The 18,803-nt window shown below is 68.0% G+C and carries 16 protein-coding genes and 1 pseudogene; 11 read left to right on the top strand and 6 right to left on the bottom strand.

All coding sequences use genetic code 11. The features are described from left to right. Positions 1-345, top strand: a pseudogene (locus C5F75_RS18345) (amino acid permease); the annotation flags it as partial. Between the two features lie 136 nt (positions 346-481). On the opposite strand, the gene C5F75_RS18350 reads toward C5F75_RS18345, so the two are convergent. After that, positions 482-1,555 (bottom strand): LacI family DNA-binding transcriptional regulator, encoded by a 1,074-nt coding sequence (locus C5F75_RS18350; RefSeq protein ID WP_059584365.1) that lies wholly within the window; start codon positions 1,553-1,555, stop codon positions 482-484. A 212-nt stretch (positions 1,556-1,767) separates the two neighbouring features. Between C5F75_RS18350 and C5F75_RS18355 the strand changes: the two genes are divergently transcribed. From C5F75_RS18355 to C5F75_RS36800, 6 genes are all read left to right on the top strand, one after another. Beyond that, positions 1,768-2,760, top strand: coding sequence for a substrate-binding domain-containing protein (locus C5F75_RS18355; protein WP_059584368.1), 993 nt, complete (start codon positions 1,768-1,770; stop codon positions 2,758-2,760). Between the two features lie 85 nt (positions 2,761-2,845). Then, positions 2,846-4,405: a sugar ABC transporter ATP-binding protein gene (locus tag C5F75_RS18360; protein WP_059584370.1), complete on the top strand. Its 1,560-nt coding sequence runs from the start codon at positions 2,846-2,848 to the stop codon at positions 4,403-4,405. Continuing rightward, positions 4,398-5,405 (top strand): ABC transporter permease, encoded by a 1,008-nt coding sequence (locus tag C5F75_RS18365; RefSeq protein WP_059584371.1) that lies wholly within the window; start codon positions 4,398-4,400, stop codon positions 5,403-5,405. The genes C5F75_RS18360 and C5F75_RS18365 overlap by 8 nt, the downstream gene beginning before the upstream one ends. 2 nt (positions 5,406-5,407) lie before the next feature. Further along, complete coding sequence (locus C5F75_RS18370) at positions 5,408-6,466, top strand: ABC transporter permease (protein ID WP_179231789.1); 1,059 nt, start codon at positions 5,408-5,410, stop codon at positions 6,464-6,466. Next, entirely contained in the window at positions 6,463-7,356 is an 894-nt protein-coding gene (locus tag C5F75_RS18375; RefSeq protein WP_059585084.1) for a sugar phosphate isomerase/epimerase family protein, read from the top strand. The genes C5F75_RS18370 and C5F75_RS18375 overlap by 4 nt, the downstream gene beginning before the upstream one ends. After that, positions 7,353-7,505: a hypothetical protein gene (locus C5F75_RS36800; protein WP_179231788.1), complete on the top strand. Its 153-nt coding sequence runs from the start codon at positions 7,353-7,355 to the stop codon at positions 7,503-7,505. Before C5F75_RS18375 ends, C5F75_RS36800 begins: the two co-directional genes overlap by 4 nt. Positions 7,506-7,528: 23 nt before the next feature. Here the strand turns inward: C5F75_RS36800 and purU are convergent, their stop codons facing one another. Then, entirely contained in the window at positions 7,529-8,413 is an 885-nt protein-coding gene (purU, locus tag C5F75_RS18385; RefSeq protein WP_059584373.1) for a formyltetrahydrofolate deformylase, read from the bottom strand. A gap of 180 nt (positions 8,414-8,593) precedes the next feature. Beyond that, positions 8,594-9,499: a choline sulfate utilization transcriptional regulator gene (locus C5F75_RS18390; protein WP_059584374.1), complete on the bottom strand. Its 906-nt coding sequence runs from the start codon at positions 9,497-9,499 to the stop codon at positions 8,594-8,596. Between the two features lie 240 nt (positions 9,500-9,739). On the opposite strand from C5F75_RS18390, the gene betC reads away from it, so the two are divergent. The 4 genes from betC (at position 9,740) to C5F75_RS18415 (ending at position 15,188) form a co-directional block, all read left to right on the top strand. After that, complete coding sequence (betC, locus tag C5F75_RS18400) at positions 9,740-11,275, top strand: choline-sulfatase (protein ID WP_059584376.1); 1,536 nt, start codon at positions 9,740-9,742, stop codon at positions 11,273-11,275. Between the two features lie 45 nt (positions 11,276-11,320). Further along, entirely contained in the window at positions 11,321-12,289 is a 969-nt protein-coding gene (gene choX, locus C5F75_RS18405) for a choline ABC transporter substrate-binding protein (RefSeq protein WP_059584378.1), read from the top strand. Between the two features lie 260 nt (positions 12,290-12,549). Next, positions 12,550-13,689 carry a porin gene (locus C5F75_RS18410; protein ID WP_059584379.1) on the top strand — a complete coding sequence of 380 codons (1,140 nt, stop codon included), beginning with the start codon at positions 12,550-12,552 and terminating at the stop codon, positions 13,687-13,689. A gap of 248 nt (positions 13,690-13,937) precedes the next feature. Continuing rightward, positions 13,938-15,188, top strand: a complete 1,251-nt coding sequence (locus C5F75_RS18415) for an MFS transporter (protein WP_104012546.1) — start codon at positions 13,938-13,940, stop codon at positions 15,186-15,188. A 19-nt stretch (positions 15,189-15,207) separates the two neighbouring features. On the opposite strand, the gene C5F75_RS18420 is transcribed toward C5F75_RS18415, so the two are convergent. The 3 genes from C5F75_RS18420 to C5F75_RS18430 form a co-directional block, all read right to left on the bottom strand. Then, positions 15,208-15,570, bottom strand: coding sequence for a YbjQ family protein (locus C5F75_RS18420; RefSeq protein ID WP_104012547.1), 363 nt, complete (start codon positions 15,568-15,570; stop codon positions 15,208-15,210). Positions 15,571-15,702: 132 nt separating this feature from the next. Further along, positions 15,703-16,956 (bottom strand): M20/M25/M40 family metallo-hydrolase, encoded by a 1,254-nt coding sequence (locus tag C5F75_RS18425; protein WP_104012548.1) that lies wholly within the window; start codon positions 16,954-16,956, stop codon positions 15,703-15,705. Positions 16,957-17,035: 79 nt separating this feature from the next. Further along, on the bottom strand, positions 17,036-18,748 hold the full coding sequence (locus tag C5F75_RS18430; RefSeq protein WP_104012549.1) for a M36 family metallopeptidase: 1,713 nt from the start codon (positions 18,746-18,748) through the stop codon (positions 17,036-17,038). Positions 18,749-18,803 lie beyond the last annotated feature (55 nt).

Raw genomic sequence — 18,803 nt, forward strand, 5'->3', positions numbered from 1 at the left:
CGGATGGATCGCGGCAACTGGGATCGGCCGTTCCGCTGCCCGACGTGGCTGCTCGTCGCGGGCTCGATCTGCGGCTATGCGAACCTCGTCTATGTTGGCGCGGGCGCGAACCTGCAGGGCGAGGGCACGCTGCGCAACGGGCTGATCGCGATGCTGCTGATCGTGCCGGTGTTCCTGTATCGCCACTACTGGCAGGATCGCGGCCGATTCCCGGCGCAGATGCAGCGCGACATGGAGCTCGAAGTGCCGAAGCGCGCGCCGTGGCTGAGCCTGATGCCGTATGCGGCGCTGATCGGCGCGGCGCTCACGATCTGGTTGTCGTACTACTTTGCTTGGGTGAAGTGAGCGCCTGAGACTCGCTCGCCCGGAGCGCACGCACACGGTTTCGGCGCGGCGTCGCGATGTCGCGCGACCTGAATGAAGAACGCCCGGCTGGCCGCAAGGCCGGTCGGGCGTTTTTTTTCATGCCGCGTGCGCGTGGTCAGCCGGCCGGCTCTTCGTCGCTCGCGCGCATGTCGTCGTCGAGCGTGCGCATGAAACGCGTCGGCACCATCACGACCGGATGTGGCGCGCTGCTCTCGGCGTCATTGGTATCGAGCAGTGCGAATGCTTCGGCAATCAGCCGCTGCACGTCCTGCCGCAGCATCGTGACGTCGAACGGCAGGCGCGCGGCGAACGGATCCCAGTCGAAGCAGCCGACGGCCGTGCGCTGCCAGATATCCCACGGCAACTCCGACGCGAAACGGACGAGCCCTTCGAACGACGTGATCGAGTTCGTCAGCATGCCGGCAGGCAGCCGGCCGAGCGTCTCGTAGCGTCGCGCGAGCGCCTCGCGCGCGGCGGCGGGCGCGTAGCCGCAACGCTCGATCGCGTCGTGCGGCGGCGGCGGCAGGCCGCGCGCGGCGAACGCGTCGTGAAAGCCCGCGATGCGCATCTCCGTCGCGTATTCGCCGGCGATGCCGCCGAGCAGCATCAGTTCGTTTGCCGAATTGCCGCGCGCAATCATCTTGTCGATCAGCACGTCGGTCAGCGCCCGCGCGCCCGCGCGGTTGTCCGACACGACCGACGGCGCGCCTTCTCCCGGCAGGTCGACGTTGATCGACGGTATGCCGGCCGCGTCGCACAGCGCGTTGAGCGGAGCCGGATTGCGTACGCCAGCGATGAACAGCAACTCGACGCGCTGCGCGAGCAGCGTCTGTGTAACGTTCAGTTCGACGTCCCGGTCGCGCTGCGTGCCGACGACGATCGGGCACAGGCCGCGCCGGCGCGCCTCGTCCTCGAAGGTTTCCGCGAGCCCCGCGAAGAATCGGTTGCGGTAGTGCGGGATGACCATACCCGCCAGCCCCGAACGCGACAGGCGCAGGCCGCGCGCGCTCAGGTTGACGTTGTAGCCGAGCGTCTTGGCGCTGTCGAGAACGCGGGCGGCCGTCTCCTCGCTGATCCGGTAGCGCGCCCAGTTACCGTTCAGCACCATGCTGACCGTGGACGTGGATGCGCCGGTCGCCTTCGCGATGTCGTAGATCGTGGACTTGCGTCCGGTAGTCGTGCGGGCCATCTGCGTCGTTGCTCCCCTCGAGTGCGTTCTGGTCCTGATGATGCCGACGGTATGCGTTTCGGGACGCGATTCCCTATCAGGGTTTTCCCATGCTTCCCGTCGGAGCTAAATGGATTCAGCATACATGAAACAGTTTGCTGAATGGATTTAGCAACTGACCGCCATGTCGCGGCTCGAGAGCCCGGCGACGGTCGCCTTCGGATGGAGGAGACATGTCTGTGAACTTCTTGCGCACGGTATGCGCGGGCGTGGCTGCGTTCGCGCTCGCAACCGGTATCGCGTCGGCGTCGCCCGACAAGCCGGTGATCGGCGTCGTCGTGAAGATCGGCGGCATTCCATGGTTCAACGCGATGGATGCGGGCATCCGGAAGCGCGCCGAGCAACTCGGCGTGAAGGCGTTCATGGTCGGGCCGACCAGCGCGGATCCGGCGCTGCAGGTGCGCGCGATCGAGGACCTGATCGCGCAGAAGGTCGACGTGATCGGCGTGGTGCCGAACGATGCCGAGGTGCTCGATCCGGTGCTGCAACGCGCGCGGGCCGCTGGCATCAAGGTCATCACGCACGAATCGCCGAAGCAAAAGAATACGGACTGGAATTTCGAGCTGGCGTCCGCGAAGGGGTTCGGCGAAGCGTATGCGAAGAATCTCGCCGCCGCGGTAGGCGGCAAGGGCGAATACGCGGTATTCGTCGGCTCGTTGACGGTACCGCTGCACAACGCATGGGCCGATGCCGCGATCGCTTACCTGAAGGCCAACTATCCGGGCATGAAGCTCGTGGGCGACCGCTACGGCGTGGCCGAGGATGTGGACGCTTCGCGCAAGACCGCGCTCGACCTGATGCGCGCGCATCCGGACCTGAAGGCGATCCTCGCGTTCGGCAGTCAGGGGCCGATCGGCGCCGCGCGCGCGGTTGCCGAGCGGCAGGCGAAGGGCAAGGTGATCGTGCTCGGGCCGTTTTCCCCGGGGCAAGGCAGGCGCCTCGTGCACGACGGCGTGCTGAGCGGCGGCTACATGTGGAATCCGGCGCAGGCCGGCGAGGTGTTCGTCACGCTCGGCACGATGCTCGCGAAGGGGCAGCCGGTCAAGGACGGCACGACGATTCCGGGGCTCGGCGTCGTGCATCCGGACGGCCACAACCTGATCGTGAACCAGCTCGTCGAGCTGAACGCGAAGACCGTCGACGATCTCGCGAAGCAGGGGCTGTGAGCGACGCACCCCGGCGCGACGCGTCATGTGACGCGGTCGTTCCACTCGCCCGATGTTCGATTGCAGGCCGTAACGGAGCATAGCGATGATGTCTGCCCATTCCCGCGAAGCCGCGGCGTCCGGCCGGTCGGTCAGGCCATCGGCCGCGTGCGCGGCCGGCGCGCCGCTGCTCGAGCTCGACAACGTGTCGAAGACGTTCGGCGGCGTGCAGGCGCTGCAGCAGGTGCGTTTCGACGTGATGCCGGGCGAAGTGCTGTGCCTGGCCGGCGAGAACGGCTGTGGCAAGAGCACGCTGATCAAGATCGTGAGTGGTGTCCATCGTCCGGAACCCGGCGCGGTGATCCGCTTCGACGGCAAACCGGCGGTCGATCTCGATCCCATGCGGGCGCGCGCGCTCGGCATCCAGGTGATCTGGCAGGACCTCGCGCTGTTTCCCGAGATGACGGTCGCCGAGAACATCGCGTTCGAGCAGAACCTCGGCGCGCGTCCGCGGCTGGTTCACTACGGGCGGATGAAGACGGCCGCGCGGCAGATTCTCGCGCGGCTCGGCGTCGAGCTCAATCTCGACAGGCCGGTGCGCACGCTCACGATCGCGCAGCGGCAGGTCGTCGCGATCGCACGCGCGCTCGTGGCGCAGGCGCGCCTCGTGTTCATGGACGAACCTACCGCGTCGCTCAGTCACGCCGAGACGCAGGCGCTGCTTGCGATCGTGCGCCGCCTGTCGGCCGACGGCATCGCGGTGGTGTTCGTCAGTCATCGGCTCGCGGAAGTGCTCGACGTCTGCGCGCGCGTGACGGTGATACGCGACGGTCGTCATGTCGGCACGTTTCCGACGGCCGGGATGACGCAGACGCGGCTCACCGAACTGATGACGGGACGCACCTTCGACTACGCGGTGCGCACGACCGACCTGTCGACCGCACCGGCCATGCTGCGTGTCGACGGACTGTCGCGGCGCGGCGAATACGATGCGGTGTCGTTCGAGGTGAGGCGCGGCGAAATCCTCGGCCTGACGGGGCGGCTCGGCGCCGGGCGCACCGAGTTGGCGCTGTCGCTGTTCGGAATGACGCGACCGGATGCCGGCACGATCACGCTCGACGGTCGGCCGCTGTCGCTGCGCTCCAACCGCGACGCGATTCGCGCCGGCATCGCCTATGTGTCGGAGGACCGCCTGCAACTGGGGCTGGTGCAGCCGCAATCGATCGGCGACAACACCGCGATCGCGGTACTCGACAGCTTGCTTGGCGCGGCGGGTCTGATTTCGCCGCGGCGGCGCGACGCGCTGATTCGCGACTGGGTCGCGCGGCTCGCGGTGAAGATCGGCGGTCCCGACGACGCGGTATCGACGCTGTCGGGCGGCAACCAGCAGCGCATCGTGCTCGCGAAATGGCTCGCGACGAAGCCGAAGCTGCTGATCCTCGATTCGCCGACGGTCGGCGTCGACGTCGGCGCGCGCGCCGGCATCTTCGCGATCGTTCACCGGCTCGCGTCGGAAGGGATGGCGATCGTGCTGATTTCCGACGAGATTCCCGAGGTTTACTTCAACGCGGACCGTATCCTGCACATGCGCGACGGCCGGATCGTCGCCGAGTACGTGCCGGGCCGCGAGCCGATCGACCACATCGAGCGAGACGTTCATGCGTAACCTGCAACCCTTCGGCATCGGCGCGACCGAAGCGTGGCTGCTCGCCGTGATCGTCGCGATGGCGGTCGGCCTCGGCTTCGCGACGCCGACCTTCCTGACGCTGTCCAACCTGTTCGACCTGCTCAACCAGAGCGCGGTCAACATCATCTTCGCGGTCGGGCTGCTGATCGTGCTGATCGCGGGCGGCATCGACATCTCGTTCGCGGTCGGCGCGTCGGTGGTGCAATACCTCGCCGCGCTGTCGCTGATGCGGCTCGGCGGCGGCAACTGGGCGCTCGGCTTCGCGTTCGCTGCCGGCTTCGGCATCCTGCTCGGCGCGGTGAATGCGACGATCATTTACCGGTTCCGCGTCGTGTCGATCGTCGCGACGATCGCGACCTTCAATATCTTCTTCGGCGGGCTGATGTTCGTGACGGGCGGCGTGTCGATCTACGACCTGCCGGACTGGTGGATGAATCGCATCGCGATCGTGCAGGTCGAAACGACGGGAGGCGTCGCGTCGCTCGGGCTGCCGGTCGCGGTGATGGCCATCGCCGTCGTCGCGACGTGGTTCCTGTTGCGCCGCACGACGCTCGGTCGCCAGCTCTACGCAACGGGCGACAACCCGGAAGCCGCACGGCGCGTCGGCATCGATGTCGCGACGATGCATTACGTCGCATACGGCTGGCTCGGGATGATGGCGGGCGTCGCCGGGCTGATGCAGGCGCACTACGTGCAGGAGGTCGTGCCGAATGCGCTGCACGGCCGCGAACTGGACGTGCTCGCGGCCGTCGTGCTGGGCGGCGCGCGGCTCGGCGGCGGGCGTGGCTCCGTGCTCGGCGCAATCCTCGGCATCCTGCTCGTATCGATTACCGCGAACGGGCTCAACCTGCTCGGCGTGTCGCCGTATGCGTTCAAGATGATCGTCGGCGCCGTCATCCTGATTGCGATCACCGTGTCGAGCGACGGCGTCGCCCGGCTGGCCGGCTCGCGCTTCCTGTCGCCGCGTGCGAGGGCATGATCATGAAACATGGACAATCCCGGCGCCTGGCAGTGCTGTCCGTGCCGGCCGACGTGGCCGGCCTGCTCGGCTTCCTTGCCTGCGTCGTCGTGGCGATGAGCCTGGCATCGGATCGCTTCCTCACGGACGGAACCTTCGTGTCGATCGCGTTCCAGCTTCCCGAGCTCGGGCTGTTCACGCTCGCGATGCTGATGCCGCTGGTGTCCGGCGGCTTCAATCTCGCCGTTACGTTCACCGCGAACATCGCGGGGCTCGCGATGGCGTGGGTGATCCAGTCGCACGGCGGCCCGGAGGCCGGCATCGCAGCGGTCGCGCTCGGCATCGCGGCGGCGCTCGCGACGGGCGCCGCGGCTGGCTGGCTGATCGGCGCGGTGATCGCCTGGACGGGCGCGAGCCCGATCCTCGTGTCGCTGTCGGCGATGATCTTCCTGCGCGGCCTTGGCGAATTCCTGACGCGCGGCGGCGACATTTCCGGGTTCCCGCCGGTCGTGCGTGCGATGGGCAACGGGCTGTGGCTCGGCGTGCCGGTGCCGCTGTGGATCTTCGCGGGCTGCGCGCTGCTGTGGCACGTCGTGATGACGTATTCGCGGCTCGGCTTCGTCACGCGGATGATCGGCTCGAACGCGGAGGCGACGCGCTACTCGGGCATCTCGACCACGCGCGCGATCACGCGCATCTACATGCTGTCGGGGCTGATGTGCGGCGTGGCCGGCGTCGTGATGCTGTCGCGCTTCAACTCGGTGCGTGTCGGCCACGGCGAGGCGTTCCTGTTGATCTCGGTGCTTGCCTGCTTTCTCGGGCGTGTCGATCCGTTCGGCGGCTTCGGTCGCGTCGCGCCGGTCGTGATCGCGCTCGTGATCCTGCAGGTGATCGCATCGGGCCTCAACCTGCTCGGTGCGAGCCAGCATCTCGCGACCGCGCTGTGGGGCGCGTTCCTGCTCGCAGTGATGCTGGTGCGCTGGGCATGGGCCCGGCATGCGTCGCGGCCGCGCAGGCCCAGTTCAAGTGCGGCGCCTGCGCTCGGCGCCCTCGAACCCCCTCAACGGAAGGAGACGAAATGAACAAGCTTGGCGTACATGCGCTGGTGTGGGAAGCCGGCTGGAGCCGCGACGCGTGCGTGCGCGCGATCGCGAACACGGCCGAGACGGGCTTCGATTTCATTGAGGTGCCCGCGCTCGATCCCGATTCGATCGATGCCGAGTTCACGCGGCGCGAACTCGAACGATCCGGCCTCGGCATCACGTTCTCGCTCGGGCTAGACGCGGAATCCGACATTTCGAGCGGCGACGTGCAGAAGGCCGCGCGCGGCAAGCAAAAACTCGAGGCCGCGCTGCGTGTCGCGCGCGATTGCGGCGCGACGCACGTATGCGGGATCCTGTATTCGGCGTTCCAGAAGAATGTCACGCCGACGACGGCTGCCGGCGTCGCGATGTCCGCGGACATCCTCGCGCAGGTGGCCGACATGGCCGCGCAAAGCGGCATCACGCTCGGGCTCGAGGTCGTCAATCGCTACGAGTCGAACGTGCTCAACACCGCGTCGCAGGGTGTCGAGCTGTGCCGACGCATCGCGCGGCCGAACGTGAAGGTGCATCTCGATACGTATCACATGCATATCGAGGAGTCGGACGTGACGTCGGCGATCCGCGATACGGGCGAGCATCTCGGCTACGTGCATGTCGGCGATTCGCATCGCGGGTATCTCGGATCGGGCAACGTCGATTTCACCGCGGTGTTCCGCGCGCTGGTGTTCAGCGGCTACACGGGGCCGATCACGTTCGAGAGTTTTTCGTCGCGCGTCGTCGGCCAGCCGCTCGAAGGCATCCTCGCGATCTGGCGCAACCTGTGGGAAGACAGCCACGATCTCGCCGCGCACGCGCTGGCCTTCACGCGCGTGCAGCTCAAGTCCGCGCGCGAGGCACTGAAGCAGGCCGAGCGGAGCCGTCTGCCATGAGCGGCGCGTCGACGGGCGCGCGACACATCGACCGCGAGGCGTTGGCCGCACACCTGCTGCGCGCGAAGCTGGACGGCAACGATCTGATCAATGTCGACAGGGTGCTGGCGCACAGCCTTCCCGCCGATTTCCTGGCGGGCAACGCCTGATAGAGGCCGGCGCGGCGCCCGGTTTACGAAAACACCACCGTCCGGTCGCCGTTCAGAAACACCCGCCGCTCGATGAACGCCTTCACCGCACGCGCGAGCGTCAGCGATTCGACATCGCGTCCCACCGCAAGCAGTTGCTCCGGCCGCAGCGCATGATCGACACGCTCGACGACCTGCTCGATGATCGGGCCTTCGTCGAGATCGTCGGTCACGAAGTGCGCGGTCGCGCCGATCAGCTTCACGCCGCGCGCATGCGCCTGGTGATACGGCTTCGCGCCCTTGAAGCCGGGCAGGAACGAGTGATGGATGTTGATCGCGCGGTTCGCGAGTTTCGCGCTCGTTTCCTGCGACAGCACCTGCATGTAGCGCGCGAGGATCACGAGTTCGGCGCCGCTCGATTCGAAGAAGTCGAGCCATTGCGCTTCCTGCTGCGCCTTGGTCTCCGCCGTGATCGGGAAGTGCCGGAACGGCAACCCATGCTGCGCGGCAAGCGGCTCGAAGTCGGGGTGGTTCGACACGATGCCGACGATGTCCATTTTCAGCTCGCCCATGCGCCAGCGGAACAGCAGATCCGCGAGGCAGTGCTCGAGCTTCGACACCATGATCAGCACCTTCGGCCGCGCGTTGACATCGTGGATCGCCCACTGGATGCCGCCATCGTGGCCGGCGAGTCCGGCCGCGATCGGCGCGAATTCCTGGCGCAGCGCGTCGATCTGCAACGTCTCATCCGTCGGATGAAAGACGCAGCGCACGAAGAAGCGGTTGCTGAGATCGTCGTCGAACACGTTCAGCGCATCGACATAGCAGCGATGGCGATCGAGAAAGCCGACGACGGCGGCGACCTGACCGGCCGCGCTCGGGCACGACAGTGTCAGGACGAATTGATCGGGGCGGTGCTCGGCGGTCATGAGACTCCTCGGATGGCAGGGGGCGTACGGCCGCGCGGCGGCGCACGACAGCGCCGCGCCGCGCGGGTAGCGGGAGGCTCAAGTAAATCAGGACGATTTCGCGGCGGATAGAACCAACGCGCCGTGTGGCTGGTATCGGTGCGCCAGCGGGCGGGCGAGGGCCGCAGGGTGCGAGCCGTGTCAGGCCCCCGCGCACGCGTCGAGCAGCCAGCGCCGGAACACGTGGGTCGCGTCCGGCTCCGGCCGCTGCGGCGGCCGCACCAGGAAGTAGCCGCGCGACGTGACGACGGGCGCATCGACGAGCTTCACGAGCTGGCCGCTCGCGACGAGTTCGTCGACGAGCGGCGACCAGCCGAGCGCGACGCCTTCGCCGAGCAGCGCCGCGTGGATCACGAGCGCATAGCTGTTGAAGGTCACGCCGCGGGCGGCGGCCGGCGATTCGAGCCCGTGCGCGTCGAACCAGCCCGCCCACGACAGCCAGCGCTCGGGGTGCGTCGGCTGCACGTGCAGCAGCGGCAGCGCGAGCAGGTGGTCGGCCCGCGCGACGCCCCGGTGCGCGTCGCGAAACGCGGGCGAGCACACGGGCGTGACGGATTCCGGAAACAGCCGCGCGGCCGTGCATGACGGCCAGTGGCCGTCGCCGAACAGGATCGCGATGTCGCCGTGGTCGCGTTGCGCGTCGTAATCCTGTGACGTGACGACGCGCACGTCGACGTCCGGCATCACGCGCTTGAGCCCGGCCAGGCGCGGCATCAGCCAGTAGGTCGCGAAGCCGAAGTCGGTGACGATCGTGAGCGCGCCGTGCTCGCGGCGTGCGCGCAGCGTCGCGGTCGCGCCGCGCAGCGTGTCGAGGCTCAGCCGCACGGCTTCGTACAGGCACTCGCCGTCGGCCGTCAGCGTGACGCCGCGCGGGCTGCGTTCGAACAGCGGCACGCCGAGTTCGGCTTCGAGCTGGAACACCTGCTGGCTCACGGCCGGCTGCGTCGAGCCGAGCTCGCGCGCGGCGGCCGTGAAGCTCGCGAGCCGGGCGGCCGATTCGAACGCGCGCAGCGCCTGCATCGACGGTAACGGTTCGGGTTTCGACATAAGTCCCTCTAATGGCCCCATAAGGGCCGGACGCCTACCCGCACGAATTCGGGCGGGCGATAGTGCCGGCAGACGGTACGGCACGTGCGCTTCACGCGCCGGCGGCAACGGATTCCGCGATTCTAGCCAGCGCGGCCCCGGCGCGCGGCAGTTTCCGCGGGCCGCCTCCGTCATGCCGGACGTCCCGCTGCCCGAGCGGCGAGCCGTTCCATTCGAACACCGCTTTTCCCACGATCGCCGATGACGAACCCGACACCCAACATCCTGATCCTGATGGCCGACCAGCTCACGCCGTTCGCGCTGCCCGCGTACGGCAACCGCGTCGCCCGCACGCCGACGCTCGACCGGCTTGCGGCCGAAGGCGTGGTGTTCGACGCCGCGTACTGCGCGAGCCCGCTGTGCGCGCCGTCGCGCTTCTCGCTGCTGACCGGCAAGCTGCCGTCGGGCATCGGCGCCTACGATAACGCCGCCGAATTGCCCGCGCAAACGCTGACGTTCGCGCACTACCTGCGCGCGGGCGGCTACCGGACGATGCTGTCCGGCAAGATGCACTTCTGCGGGCCCGACCAGTTGCACGGCTTCGAGGAGCGCCTCACGACCGACATCTATCCTGCCGATTTCGGCTGGGTGCCCGACTGGGACAGCCCGACCGAGCGGCCGAGCTGGTATCACAACATGAGCTCGGTGCTCGACGCCGGCCCGTGCGTGCGCACGAACCAGCTCGACTTCGACGACGAAGTGACGTTCGCCGCGAAGCAGAAGCTATACGACGTCGCGCGCGAGCGTGCGGCCGGACACGATGCGCGGCCGTTCTGCATGGTCGTGTCGCTCACCCATCCGCACGACCCGTATGCGATCACGCGCGAATACTGGGATCGCTACGACGATGACGAGATCGACATGCCGGCCGTGCGGCTCGATGCGGCCGAAAGCGATCCGCATTCGCAGCGGCTGCGCTTCGTCTGCGAGAACGACCGCACGCCGCCGACGGACGCGCAGATCCGCGCCGCACGCCGCGCGTATTACGGCGCGACGTCCTATGTCGACACGCAGTTCGGCAGCGTGCTGGCCGCGCTCGAGCAATGCGGGTTCGCCGACGACACGATCGTGATCGTCACGTCCGACCACGGCGACATGCTCGGCGAGCGCGGGCTCTGGTACAAGATGACGTTCTTCGAGGGCGGCTGCCGCGTGCCGCTGATCGTGCATGCGCCGGGCCGCTTCGGCGCCGCGCGCGTGCGCGGGCCCGTGTCGCACGTCGATTTGCTGCCGACGCTCGTCGATCTGGCCGGCGCGGCGCCCGCCGGCGGCTGGCCGGACCCGGTCGACGGCGCGAGCCTCGTGCCGCATCTGCACGGCACGCCCGCGCACGACGTCGCGTTCGGCGAATACCTCGCGGAAGGGGCGCTCGCGCCGATCGTGATGATCCGCCGCGGCGACTGGAAATACGTGCATTGCCCGGCCGATCCGGACCAGCTCTACAACCTGTCGGACGACCCGCGCGAGCTCACGAATCTGGCCGGTCGGCCGGAAGCCGCCGACGTGCTCGCCGCGTTCCGTGCGGAGGCCGGGCAGCGCTGGAACCTGCCCGAGCTGGACCGGCAGGTGCGCGCGAGCCAGCGGCGCCGGCGCTTCCATTACGCGGCGACGACGCAGGGCCGCATCCACGCGTGGGACTGGCAGCCGTTTACCGACGCGAGCCAGCGCTACATGCGCAATCACATCGAACTCGACACGCTCGAGGCGATGGCGCGTTTTCCGCGCGTCGGGCGCTGAACGTCCGGCAGTGCGAACATTGACGAACGACGGAGGAAGCGGACGATGAAACGGCAATGCAATGCAGCAATCCGAAGGATCGGCGCGGCGCTCGCCGCCGCCGCGTGCGTGGCGGCGACGCAGCCTGCGACTGCCGCCGATCCGGGCACGTGCGGCGACGTGAAGATGGCGGCGCCCGGCTGGACCGACATCGATGCGACGAACGCGATGGCGGGCGTCGTGCTGAAGGCGCTCGGCTACCGGCAGGCGGTGGCGAACCTGTCGGTGCCGATTACGTACCAGGGTTTGAAGAAAGGCCAGGTCGACGTGTTCCTCGGCAACTGGATGCCCGCGCAGGCGCCGCTCGTGAAGCCGTTCGTCGACGAGAAATCGATCGACGTGCTGCATGCGAACCTGAGCGGCGCGAAATTCACGCTCGCGGTGCCCGACTATGTGGCCGCCGCCGGCGTGCGTACGTTCGCCGATCTCGCGCGCTACGCGGACCGCTTCGACGGCAAGATCTACGGGATCGAGCCCGGTGCGCCCGCGAACCAGAACATCAAGCGGATGCTGTCCGACCACGCGCTCGGGTCCGCGAACTGGTCGCTCGTCGAATCGAGCGAGACGGGCATGCTCACGCAGGTCGAGCGCGCGGTGCGCGACAAGCGCTGGATCGTGTTTCTCGCGTGGGAGCCGCATCTGATGAACACGAAGTTTCATCTGACGTATCTGTCGGGCGGCGACGCGTATTTCGGCCCGAACTACGGCGGTGCGACGGTCAACACGGTCGCGCGTGCCGGGTTCGCCGGCCAGTGCGCGAACCTCGCGCGGCTGTTCCGGCAGATGACGTTCTCCGTCGACGTCGAGAACCGGATGATCGCCGACATGCTCGACAACAAGACGCCGCCCGCGCTCGCGGCGCAGCATGCGCTGAAAGCCGAGCCCGCGCTGGTCGCCGGCTGGCTCGACGGCGTGACGACCGCGGCCGGCGCGCCGGGCCTGCCGGCGGTGCGCGCGGCCCTTGACGGCCGCTGATCGCCTCCCTCCGGGCGGCCGGTTTTCGCCGTGCCGCCTGTCTACGTGTTTTCCCGACCCGTCGCATCGTGACCATTTAGTGTCGCCTTCAGACGGGTGACCCGAAATATGGGTTTGTATTTTTCGCCAATGGCTGCGTTATTGCGGAAAACGAAATACCGAAGCCAGCGGGGCGGTCTGAATTCGAATCCACCGGCGCATCGCGGCACGCGCCGGGACGAGATTCTATCCATCGAATGGTTCAGGGAGGGTGGTCGACAATGAAGCACACGAAAGTTGCCGTAGCCGCCGCGCTTGCATGCGCGGCCTGTATTCCCGCCATCGGACACGCGCAAAGCAGCGTGACGCTGTACGGGATTCTCGACGCCGGTATCACGTACGTGAACAACACGGGCGGCTCGCACGTGGTCAAGTTCGACGACGGCGTCGCGTACGGAAACCGCTTCGGCCTCAAGGGCACCGAAGACCTGGGCGGCGGCCTGAAGGCGGTGTTCGTGCTCGAGAGCGGCTTCCGTCTCGGCAACGGGCAACTCGGCTTCGGCGGCGCGGAATTCGGCCGGCAGGCGTATGTGGGCCTGCAGAACGACTGGGGCACGTTGTCGTTCGGCAACCAGCTCGACATCACGAACGAACTCGTGTCGATCTACAACATCTCGGCCTGGGGCAGCGGTTACGCCATCCACCAGGGCGACTTCGACCGCTTCAACGGCGACCGCCTGCCGAATTCGGTGAAGTTCCTGTCGAACGACATGAGCGGCTTCAAGTTCGGCGCGATGTACTCGTTCGGCAACGTCGCGGGCAACTTCCACCGCAACAGCGCATGGAGCGCGGGCGCGAGCTTCACGAAGGGCGACTTCTCGATCGGCGCCGCGTACACGCGCCTGAACAACCCGAACGGCATCTACGCGTTCGACCCGTACGCGATGATCGGCACGCACACGTTCCTCGGCCAGCAGACCGTCACCGTCGATCCGGCGACCGGCGCACGTACCGACCTGTTCGCGAACACGCCGATGGGTGTCGACAGCCAGGGCACGTTCGGCATCGGCACGAGCTACACGATCGGCAAGCTGACGCTCGATGCCAACTACTCGTACACGACGATCAAGGGCTTCGGCCAGTCGTCGCACATGCAGGTGTACGAAGGCGGCGGCCTGTACCAGTTCACGCCGGCGCTGAGCTTCATCGCCGGCTACCAGCACACGCGCTTCGAAGGCCATCACTGGAACCAGGGCACGGCGGGCCTGCATTACCTGCTGTCGAAGCGCACGGACGTGTACATCTCCGGCGACTACCTGCGCGCGTCCCAGGGCGTCGATGCGGTGATCGGCTACAGCTTCACGCCGTCGACGACGCAGACGCAGGCCGACGTGCGGATCGGGATGCGGCATTCGTTCTGAGCGGGTAGGTGCAGTGTAGTGATGTGACGTCTTCAGCGAGGTCTCTCTTTGGCGCGAACCGTGGTTCGCGCTTTTTTTTGTGCGATGCCGCGGCTCGACGGGGCGCGTGGCCGGCGGCCGGCCGGTTTTCGGCGGTTGGCATATCAACGCGGTTTGGCCGCGCCTGCACCGTTGCCGCGCGCACGCATTCGCGTGTGTCGTCGTTTCCCGAACGGCTGCGGTGTGCACCGCCAACCGCCGAGATCCCGATGACCACCCCCGTGCCCGATTCCAGTCCTTTATCCCCGTTACCCGCCAACCTGTTCCGCCACGCACCGTTCCAGCGCTTCTGGGGCACGCGCGTGATGTCGTCGCTGGCCTTCCAGATCCTGTCGGTCGCGATCGGCTGGTACGTGTACGCGCTCACGCACAGCGCGTTCGCGCTCGGCCTCGTCGGCCTCGCGCAGTTCGTGCCGATGTTCGCGCTGACGCTCGTCGTCGGACAGGTGGCCGACCGCTACGACCGCCGGCGCATCGCGACGATCTGCCAGAGCGTCGAGGCACTGGCCGCCGGCGTGTTCCTGCTCGGCGCGCTGCAAGGGTGGCTGGCCGCGCCGGCCGTGTACGCGCTCGCGGCGGTCGTCGGCACGGCCCGCGCGTTCGAGTCGCCGTCGGTGTCGTCGCTGCTGCCGGCCGTCGTGCCGCGCACCGACCTGCCGCGCGCGACCGCGCTGTCGACGTCCGCGAACCAGGCCGCGCAGATCCTCGGGCCCGCGTGCGGCGGGTTGCTCTACGGTGTCGGCGCACCCGTCGCGTTCGGCACGAGCGTCGCGGCCTTCGCGATCGCGGCGGTGCTGAGCGGCACGATTCCGCTGCGCGGCGCGCCGCCCGCCCGCGAGCCGGTCACGCTGCGCTCGGTGTTTTCGGGCATCGCGTTCATCCGGCGCGAACCGGCGATTCTCGGCGCGCTGTCGCTCGACCTGTTCGCCGTGCTGTTCGGCGGCGCAACCGCGCTGCTGCCGATCTATGCGCGCGACATCCTGCAGGTCGGCCCGTGGGGGCTCGGCGCATTGCGCGCGGCGCCGGCGGTCGGCGCGCTCGCGGGCACGCTGTGGCTCACGCGCTTCCCGTTGAAGGGGCGGCCGGGCCGGGCGATGTTCGGCGGCGTGATCGCGTTCGGCATCGCGACGATCGTGTTCGGGCTGTCGAGGCATTTCGTGCTGTCGCTCGTCGCGCTGGCGGCACTTGGTGCATCGGATGTCGTGAGCGTCGTCGTGCGGCTGTCGCTCGTGCAACTGCGCACGCCCGACGACATGCTCGGTCGCGTGAGCGCGGTCAATTCGCTGTTCATCGGCACGTCGAACCAGCTCGGCGAATTCGAATCGGGCGTGACGGCGGCATGGTGGGGCGCGCCGGCCGCGATCGTCGTCGGCGGCGTGGCGACGATCGCCGTCGCGTTGGCGTGGATGCGGCTGTTTCCGCAGCTCACGAACATGAAGTCGCTCGAACGCGATGCGTGACGCGTGATGCGCGATCCCGTCACGCGTCCTGCGTCACGCGCACGGCCGTGCCGTAGCAGATGACTTCCGTGACGCCCGCGCCGATCTCGGTCGAGTCGTAGCGCATCGCGACGATCGCATTCGCACCGAGCTTGCGCGCATCGGCGAGCATCTTGTCGAACGCCTGTTCGCGCGCCTTCTCGCACAGCGACGTATAGAGCGTGATGTTGCCGCCGAAGATCGTCTGCAGCGACGCGCCGAACGAGCCGACGATCGAGCGCGAGCGCACGACGATACCCTGCGCGACGCCGAGCGAGCGGACGGTCGTATGGCCGGGCAGGTCGAACGCGGTCGTGACGCGATCGGGCGACAGGTCGTCGATGGAGCGGGTGGATTCGGTCATGGTGGGCGAGCGTGTAGCGAGTGGTCGAACGACGATTCTAGCCGGACGGAGCAAAGGCATGCGAACGGGCGCACCCGCGCGGGTGAACGCCCGTTTCGTTGCCGAACGAGAAAGCCGCTCGACGACGAATGCTCAGCGCTTGATCGTCGCGCCCGCCATGCCGCCGAGATCGACCGCATAGGCCAGCGCCAGCTTGCCGAATTTCAGCGCATGGTTCGCCTGTCGATCCGAGTTTTCCAGCGTGTCGTTCACCGTGTGAATGTACGGGCTGTCGTTCTGGTCGGCCTCGAACGGGAACGATGCCGGATACCCCTGCGCATTCCACGACGCGTGATCCGAGCACGCATAGCCGCATTGCGACGTGCCGATCGCGAGCTCGGGCAGGTAGGTCGCCGCCAGGTTCTTCACGTAGGTGTTCTGCGCCGCGTTCGTGTAGTCGGTGATCAGGTAGATATCCTTCGGATCGCCCTTGTAGTTCGTCATGTCGAGCTGCAGCACGCCGACCACGTTCGCATTCTGCGTGCGGAACTGCTTCGCGATCGCCTTCGAGCCGAGCAGGCCGGCTTCCTCGGCCGCGTACCCGACGAACTTGATCGTCCGTTTCGGCCGGTAGTTGTTCGCGAGCAGCACGCGTAGCGCCTCGGTCAGGCTGGCGATGCCCGACGCATCGTCGTCGGCGCCGGGCGAGCGCGTGTTCTCCGTCGTGCGGCCGACGGTCGAATCGAGATGGCCGCCGAGCACGACGGTGCCCGCGGCCGGATCGCTGCCGCGGATCGTCAGGATCACGGATTTCTGCGGAAAACCGGTATGCGCGAACTGTTCGACGGTGATGTCGGCGCGCGAGCCGGCCAGCTGCTTCCACTGCAGCGCGAGCCAGTCGGACGCCGCGACGCCGTGCGACGTCGTGTAGTAGCGGTTCGTGAAGCCGGACAGCGACGTGATCGTGCCGACGATGTTGCTCGCCTGCAGTTGCTGGATCCACGTGCCGATCTGCGGCACGTTCGACACAGTGTAAGCGGGGGCGGCGGCCTGTTTCGCGAGCGTCGCCGGCAGCGGCTGCAGCGCCTGCCGCGCGTCGTCGAACGAATCGTGGACGACGTAGCCGGGCCCGTGGCCGCGCGTGTGGTGGACGGCGTGGGTCAGCTCGCCGAGCCGGGCATCGTCGATCTCGACGACGTGAACGGTTTCGCGGCGCGCGGCGCCGTCGGCTGCCTTGCCGGCGTCGACGCTCGCGCTGTATTGCGCGGTTGCGGACGCATCGACGCGTTGAAGCTGGCGGAACGCGGTGTCGCCGAGCGTGATCCAGACGGGTGTCGCGTGCGCGACGGCGGTCAGCAGCATGCCGCCCAGCGCGGCGCTGAGGCGGGTCGGTGTCAGAGTAGGCATGTTCGATCTCGTGAGGATGGCGATGTCGATGAAGGGAGCGCGCCGCAGGTCGTGCGATGCGCTCCCGCCTGCTGCGGGATTACGACTTCTGCGGGACGGTCACGCCGTACGTGCAGCTCTTGTTGTACGCGTTCCCGATCGCGGTGAGCTGCGCGTTGCTGTAGCCGAGCGCGGATGCGGCGGTCAGCACGGCCTGCGCGGCGGCCTTCTGGTTGGTCGAGCTGTTGGTCATCGACAGCCCCTTCAGGAACGCCTTGTCCATCGCCTGCGCGCCGATCGCGTCGCGCGCGACGAGGTTGCACGACGCCCAGTACTGGCCGGCCGTGTGGATCTCCGCGCCGCGCGCCTGCGCATAGGTGCGCCCGACGTTCCAGTTGGTCACGCGGCCGGCCCAGAACTCGTTGTGGCCGTCCCAGTTGTAGACCCAGTGATACTGCGCGTCCGACGGGCTCCACTGGTTGAAGTCGCGGCTGTACGCGGCGGCGAGATAGTCGCCGGTGCCTTCGGACAAGCCTTCCTGTTGCGACAGGCCGCCGTTGGTGACCCAGTCGTGGATGCCGTGGCCGAGCTCGTGGATCACGACGTCCGCGTCTTCCGCGTCGTCGACGCCGCCCTGCCCGAAGGTCAGTCGGCCGCTGCTCGACGAGTACGACGAGTTGTCGTCGCCCGATTCGCCGTGCGGGTCGTACTGCACGCCGCCCGTGTATTGGTACGGCAGCGCCTTGATGCCGAGCGTCTGGTTCACGTAACGCAGGAACGTGTCGATGTGGTAGTACACGTTCACCGCCTCGAAATACAGGTTGCCGCGCGTGAATTCGAACGCGGGCGTGGACTGCGACGGGCAGGCCTTGTCGAGCGGCGCGTCGAAATCGACGCATGCCGCGTAGGGGCCCGTCAGCGTGTAGCGCGTGCCCGACTGCGCGACATCCTTCAGCGTCACGCGCACGCGCGCGGCCGTGAGCTGCGTCGAATCGGCGTCGTTGCCGTCCTTGTAGCCCGTGCTGCCGTAGCTGCTCTTCGTCGGCGACAGCGGATCGGGGCGGAACACGAAGCCGGTGCCGTCGGTCGCGTAGAACGCCTTGTCCTCGGCGCGCAGCACTTCGCCGCTGCCCGCGTCGATCAGCAGCTCCCAGTCGCCCTTCGGGCCGTCCTGCGGGCGGCCGCGCACCTTCCATGCCGTATGCGTGCCGGCCTTGTCGACGAACGCGACGAGCTGCGCATCCAGATGCGTGAAGCCACTCACGCCGAGATACGCGCGGGCGCGCTCGAGCGCCTGCTGCTGGTCGACGGCCTGCGACTTGCGCGTCGTCGCGACCACGCCGTTGATCGTGTTGCTCGCGACGTACAGGATGCGGCCGTCCTTCGCGACGGTCACCGCGATGTCGCTGCCGTACACGGGCAATCCGGCGGCCTGCTGCTGCAGGCGCACGACGGTGAAGTCGGCGTCGTCGCGTTCCGACGTGACGACGAGGCTCGCGAGCGCGGTGGCGTCGAGCCCGAGTTGCGCCGCCTGCGACGCGATGAAGTCGCGCGCGGTGGCGGCGGGCGTCGCGGCGGCCTTCCTGGCGCGATAGGCCGGGTTGTACAGCGTGACGGCGACGCCGTCCGCGCGGAATTGCCCGGTGGCCGTATCGGCCTTCGCGGGCGGCGGCGCGACGCCGCGCGTCAGGCTTTCGCGCAGGCTCGCGGCCTGCGGATTCGACACTTTCGTATCGGCCAGGGTGCCGCCGACGATGCCGAAACCGAGCGCGAGACCCAGGGCGAGCGGCAATGCTTTGCGTGATGTCTGCATACGTGATCCTCATCTCAACGGTTGGACACGCCCGCGCGCTCGTGGCGAGCAGGCA

The organism is Burkholderia anthinoferrum (assembly GCF_002925705.1).
Lineage (GTDB): Bacteria > Pseudomonadota > Gammaproteobacteria > Burkholderiales > Burkholderiaceae > Burkholderia > Burkholderia semiarida.